Below are 5408 nucleotides of genomic sequence, written 5' to 3'. Positions count from 1 at the left end.
CGCGATTATAGCCGGAAATCAGAGGTACAACAAACACTTACGCGTAAAAAATCCGTGGGCGGCCTGTCCGCCGGGCATACAATCGTCGTGTCCGGGACGTTCCACACCGTCATGCCGCCCCTTCGCGTGCCTCGTCGCGCTGATCGCGCTGTCGCTCGCGTGGGAGCTGTGGCTCGCGCCGCTGCGCCCGGGCGGCTCCGCGCTGATGCTCAAGGCGATCCCGCTCGCGCTCGCGTTGCCCGGCGTCTGGCGGCGTAACATCTATACGATGCAGTGGGCGAGCATGCTGATACTCGTCTATTTCGCCGAAGGCGTCGTGCGCGGCATGTCCGATCGCGGGCTGTCCGCGACGCTCGGCTGGTGCGAGACCGCGCTCGCCGTCGGCTTCTTCGTGGCGGCGCTGGCGTACGTCGCGCCGTTCAAGCGCGCGGCGAAAAAGTCGCGCGCCGCGTCCTGACCCTTACGCGACAAGGTGATGATGTCCTCCGAAGCTTTCGTTTCCGCGTGCCGTGATGCGATCGGCGCCGATCATGTGCTGACCGACCCGCACGATACCGAACCGTTCCTGACCGACTGGCGTCGCCGTTACAAGGGGGCCGCGTGCGCAGTGCTGAAGCCTGCGAACACGGCCGAAGTCGCTGCGCTCGTCAAGCTGGCCAACGCACACGGCATCGCGCTCGTGCCGCAAGGCGGCAACACCGGCCTCGCCGGCGGCGCCACACCCGACGCGAGCGGCAGCCAGGCCGTCCTGAGCGTCGCGCGGCTTAACCGCGTGCGCGAACTCGATCCGCACAACAACACGATCACCGTCGAAGCCGGCGTGATCCTCGCCGACGTGCAGACGCGCGCCCGCGAAGGCGGCCGGCTGTTCGCACTGAGCCTCGCGGCGGAAGGCAGCTGCACGATCGGCGGCAACCTGTCGACCAATGCGGGCGGCACCGCGGTGCTGCGCTACGGCAACGCGCGCGAGCTGTGTCTCGGGCTCGAGGTCGTGACGCCGCAGGGCGAGATCTGGGATGGACTGCGCGGACTGCGCAAGGACAACACCGGCTACGACCTGCGCGACCTGTTCATCGGTGCGGAAGGCACGCTCGGCATCATCACGGCAGCCGTGATGAAGCTGCACCCGCTGCCGGCCGCGCAGGTCACGGCCCTCGCCGCGCTCGAATCGCCGCACGCGGCGCTCGACTTCCTCGCGCTCGCGCAGCGCGCCGCCGGGCCGCTGCTGACCGGCTTCGAGCTGATGTCGGACTTCTGCATGCAGCTCGTCGGCAAGCACTACCCGCAACTGCGCTACCCGTTCGCGCAGACGCATGCGCAGACGGTGCTGCTGGAACTGTCCGACAACGAAAGCGAAGCGCATGCGCGCGCGCTGTTCGAGAAGCTGATGGAAGAAGCGTTCGAGGCCGGGCTCGTGGTCGACGCGGTGGTCGCGGAGAATCTTGCGCAGTCGCGCGCGTTCTGGGACTTGCGCGAGCACATCCCGCTCGCGCAGGCCGACGAGGGGCTCAACATCAAGCACGACATCGCGGTGCCGATTTCGTCGATCGCACGCTTCATCGACGAGACCGACGCGGCGATCCAGCAGGCTGCGCCGGGCGCGCGGATGGTGACGTTCGGCCACCTCGGCGACGGCAACCTCCACTACAACGTGCAGATGCCCGAAGGCGGCGATCCGAAAGCGTTCCTGGCCGCGTTCCAGGCGCCGATCAACCGGATCGTCTACGACAACGTGCACCGCCACCGCGGCACGATCAGCGCGGAGCACGGCATCGGCCAGCTGAAGATCGACGACGCGCAGCGTTACAAGTCGCCGGTCGAAACGACGCTGATGCGTACGCTGAAGACCGCGCTCGACCCGCGCGGCCTGATGAATCCCGGCAAGGTCCTGCGCTGAAGCCGCCCACCCCGGAGCCAAGCCCGTGAAAATCCGCGTCCTGTCCGACCTGCATCTCGAAAGCAACCTGCCCGACGTGATCCCGCATGCCGATGCGGATCTCGTCGTGCTGGCCGGCGACATCCACAATCACGCGGAAGGCCTGCGCTGGGCCGCCGAAACGTTCGACCCGGCCGTGCCGGTGGTCTACGTGCCGGGCAACCACGAGTATTACGACGGGGAATTCGGCGCGCTGGAGACGGCGATGCGCGACGCGGCGCAGGCGCTCGACAACGTGCATTACCTGAACAACGACGTCTACGTCGATCCCGCGCAGCGCTATCGTGTGCTCGGCACGACGCTCTGGGCTGATTTTTCGCTGTTCGGCGCCGACGAAGCCAGCCTTGCCGGCTCGATCGAGGCCGGGCTGCGCGTGATGCTCGATTTCAAGGGCTTGATCCAGGTGACCTGGCCGCATGACGCGGCGCTGCATGCGGCGCCGGGCACGCCGGAGCGGGATTTCTCGCCCGCCGACGCGATCGCGCTGCATCGACGCAGCCGTGCCTGGCTGGAAGCGCAGCTCGCGACGCCGTTCGCGGGCCAAACGATCGTCGTCACCCACCATGCGCCGCACCGGCGCTCGCTGGCAGAGCGTTATGCGGAAGATCTGGCGTCGGCGGGGTTCGTCACGGATATGGCGGAACTCGTGCGGCCGCCGGTGGATCTGTGGCTCCACGGCCACACGCATACGTCATTCGATTATGTGGCGGACGGCGGCACACGCGTGGTGTGCAATCCGCGCGGCTACATCCACCGGCGCACCGGCGAACTGGAAAATACCGCGTTCGCGTGGGACAAGGTCGTCGAGCTCGGCTGAACGCCGGCCCGCCCGGCCGCGTTGCGCGGCCTTGTTTCGACCCGGAGCGTGACCGCGGGTCAGCGGCCCGGGCGACGCGGCTCGCGCACTCGCACCGGCACCGGCTTCATCTGCGCCCTCGCCTTCATCGCGCGCAGCAGGTCGCGGGTCGCCGCGGCGGCCGCGGCCGCGCCCAGCAAGACTCCAAGGCCGATCATCAAGTGCGTATCCATTGCTGCTCCGGGGTTGCGTATCTCGTTAATTCCCACAGTATCAAACTGTCTGACACGCGTTCGTAAAAAAATGTTGCGTGAAGGACAAATCTCGTCAGATTGCGGTCAACCGCGCCGTCATGTCGCACGCGTGTACTGCTCGAGCGCGGCTTCGTCGGCTGCAAGCGTGGCCGGCAGTTCGTCGCGCAGGAAATCGACCCAGGTGCGAATTTTCGCGTCGAGGTACTGGCGCGACGGATACAGCGCGTAGATGTTCATCACGTGCGACCGGTATTCGGGCATCACGCGCACGATGTGCCCGCTGCGCAACCAGCCGATCGCCGAATAGAGCGGCAGGCCGCCGATCCCCATCCCTTCCCGCACGGCTACCGCGAGCGCCTCGGCGACGTTCACGCGAAACGGCGGCGCCGCGATCGGGACGACCTCGTCGCCGTTCGGCCCCGCCAGCGCCCATTCGTCGAACTGAAAGCCCGGCGCGGCCATCCCGAGGCAGATGTGCTGGGCGAGATCCGCGGGCCGCTGCGGCACGCCATGCGCCTCGACATAGCTGCGCGACGCGCACACCACGCTGTGGCTCTCACCGAGCCGCTGCGACACGAGCCCCGAATCCGGCAGGTCGCGTCCGACGACGATCGCGACGTCATACCCCTCGTCGAGCAGGTCGGGCATCCGCTGCGCGAGTGTCAGCTCGACGTGCACGTCCGGGTAGCGCTCGCGATAGCGCGCGATGGCCGGCACCAGGTAGTGCTGGCCGAGGCTCGTGAAGCAATGAACCTTCAGCTTGCCGGACGGGCGCGCATGCGCGTCCCCCGCCTCGGCTTCGGCCTGGTCGACGTACGCGAGGATCTGCTCGCAGCGCTGCAGGTAGCGCTCGCCGGCTTCGGTCAGCGCGATCCGGCGCGTCGTGCGGTTCAAGAGGCGCGTGCGCAGGTGCGCCTCGAGATCCGAGACCGCGCGCGACGCGTAGGCAGTGGTCGAATTCATCTGCTGGGCCGCTGCGGTAAAGCTTCCCGCATCGACCACGCGGACGAAGACCCGCATGTTTTGTAACGTATCCATCCCATTACCCGTTTGAATCCGGACGGATTGTTGCACAGAGGCGAACAAGTATTGTCTCAGGATTCGTAAAAATGACTTGCACCCTTGTCCATTTATTCAGGAATCGCTGAAAAATATAATCGCATCCGACTCATCTATATCCGAAAGGGAGAAAATCGTGCAGTCTCCGGCAAAAAAAGGGACGCTCGCACTGGCGGTTCTTGCAGTCTCATTAATAATGGCCGGATGCGCGAGCATGGGCGACAACAAGCCGCAGTCGGCCCGCATCGAGGCGAACGCGCTCGATGCCGGCGCCGCGATCCGCGCGGCCGACCGTGACGCGGGCTGGCCCGCGGCCGACTGGTGGCGCGCCTACCGCGATCCGCAACTCGACGCCTGGATCGCCAATGCCCAGGCCGGCAACCCGACGCTCGCGGCCGCCGAGGCCCGGGTGCGCGAAGCGCAGGCAATGGCGCGCGTGGCCCGCTCGGCCGAATTGCCGCAAATCAACGGCAACCTGTCGCTGATGCGCGAGCACTGGCCGGACAACGTGTACTACGGCCCCGGCCCGCTCGCGAACGCGGATACCTGGAACAACACCGGCACGCTCGGCCTGTCGTACCACCTCGACCTGTGGGGCAAGGACAAGAACGCGACCGAGCGCGCGCTCGACACCGCGCACGCGACCGCCGCCGACGCCCGTGCGGCAAAGCTCGAGCTCGAAGTCAACGTCGTGCGTGCATACGTGCAGATGTCGATGAACTACGCACTGCTCGACCTCGCGCACGAAACGTTCGAACGCCAGCGCTCGCTCGCCGATCTCGCACGCAAGCGGCTGCAGGCCGGCCTCGGCACGCAGCTCGAAGTGAGCCAGGCGGAATCGACGCTGCCCGACTATGAGCGCCAGATCGACAGCTACGAGGAAGCGATCCAGCTCGCGCGGCACCAGCTCGCCGCGCTGGCCGGCAAGGGCCCGGGCGCCGGCGACACGATCAAGCGGCCGCAGCTGGCGCTCGACGCACCGGCCGGCCTGCCGTCGGCGATGCCGGCCGACCTGCTCGGCCGCCGCCCCGACGTCGTCGCGGCGCGCTGGACGGTCGACGCGCAGGCGCGCGGCATCGACGTCGCGAAGGCGTCGTTCTACCCGAACATCGACCTGCTCGCGACGGTCGGCGGCTTCGGCGTGACCGCGCCGTTCACCGACTTCCTGCGCGCGATGAACGGCGGCTGGACGGCCGGCCCCGCGCTGTCGCTGCCGATCTTCGAAGGCGGCCGGCTGCGCGGCAGCAGGATGAAGTTCGGAATGTCGTCCTCGCCCGGATGGCCGCCGCATTCGAATCCGTCGACGCTGACCGCATCGCAGCCAATGGATTCGGCCTTGAGCGCATGACGAACCGACGTGCAC

Annotated in this window: 5 protein-coding genes and 2 pseudogenes; 4 read left to right on the top strand and 3 right to left on the bottom strand. The window is 67.4% G+C overall.

All coding sequences use genetic code 11. The features are described 5' to 3' along the window. Positions 1-76 precede the first annotated feature (76 nt). Genes G3N61_RS37840 through G3N61_RS37830 form a run of 3 tightly spaced genes read left to right on the top strand, consistent with a single transcriptional unit; the run spans position 77 to position 2753 of the window. Complete coding sequence (locus tag G3N61_RS37840; RefSeq protein ID WP_205824977.1) at positions 77-457, top strand: DUF2069 domain-containing protein; 381 nt, start codon at positions 77-79, stop codon at positions 455-457. Positions 458-475: 18 nt separating this feature from the next. Next, entirely contained in the window at positions 476-1897 is a 1422-nt protein-coding gene (locus tag G3N61_RS37835; RefSeq protein WP_205824975.1) for an FAD-binding oxidoreductase, read from the top strand. 25 nt (positions 1898-1922) lie between these two features. Then, a complete protein-coding gene (locus G3N61_RS37830; protein ID WP_205824974.1) occupies positions 1923-2753 on the top strand; it encodes a metallophosphoesterase in 831 nt (276 codons plus the stop codon). 59 nt (positions 2754-2812) lie between these two features. On the opposite strand, the gene G3N61_RS37825 is transcribed toward G3N61_RS37830, so the two are convergent. Continuing rightward, the gene (locus G3N61_RS37825) at positions 2813-2965 is read right to left on the bottom strand and encodes a hypothetical protein (protein ID WP_175879174.1); all 153 of its coding nucleotides are present in this window, start codon (positions 2963-2965) and stop codon (positions 2813-2815) included. Positions 2966-3082: 117 nt separating this feature from the next. Then, positions 3083-4024: a LysR family transcriptional regulator gene (locus G3N61_RS37820; RefSeq protein ID WP_089450345.1), complete on the bottom strand. Its 942-nt coding sequence runs from the start codon at positions 4022-4024 to the stop codon at positions 3083-3085. A 157-nt stretch (positions 4025-4181) separates the two neighbouring features. Between G3N61_RS37820 and G3N61_RS37815 the strand changes: the two are divergent. Further along, positions 4182-5285 (top strand): annotated as a pseudogene (locus tag G3N61_RS37815) (efflux transporter outer membrane subunit); the annotation flags it as partial. On the opposite strand, the pseudogene G3N61_RS37810 reads toward G3N61_RS37815, so the two are convergent. Next, positions 5285-5408: pseudogene (locus G3N61_RS37810) on the bottom strand (nitronate monooxygenase); the annotation flags it as partial. The pseudogenes G3N61_RS37815 and G3N61_RS37810 overlap by 1 nt on opposite strands.

Source organism: Burkholderia sp. Ac-20349, from assembly GCF_017104865.1.
Classification (GTDB): Bacteria; Pseudomonadota; Gammaproteobacteria; order Burkholderiales; family Burkholderiaceae; genus Burkholderia; species Burkholderia aenigmatica.
This window is presented reverse-complemented; position numbering and strand designations above follow the sequence as displayed.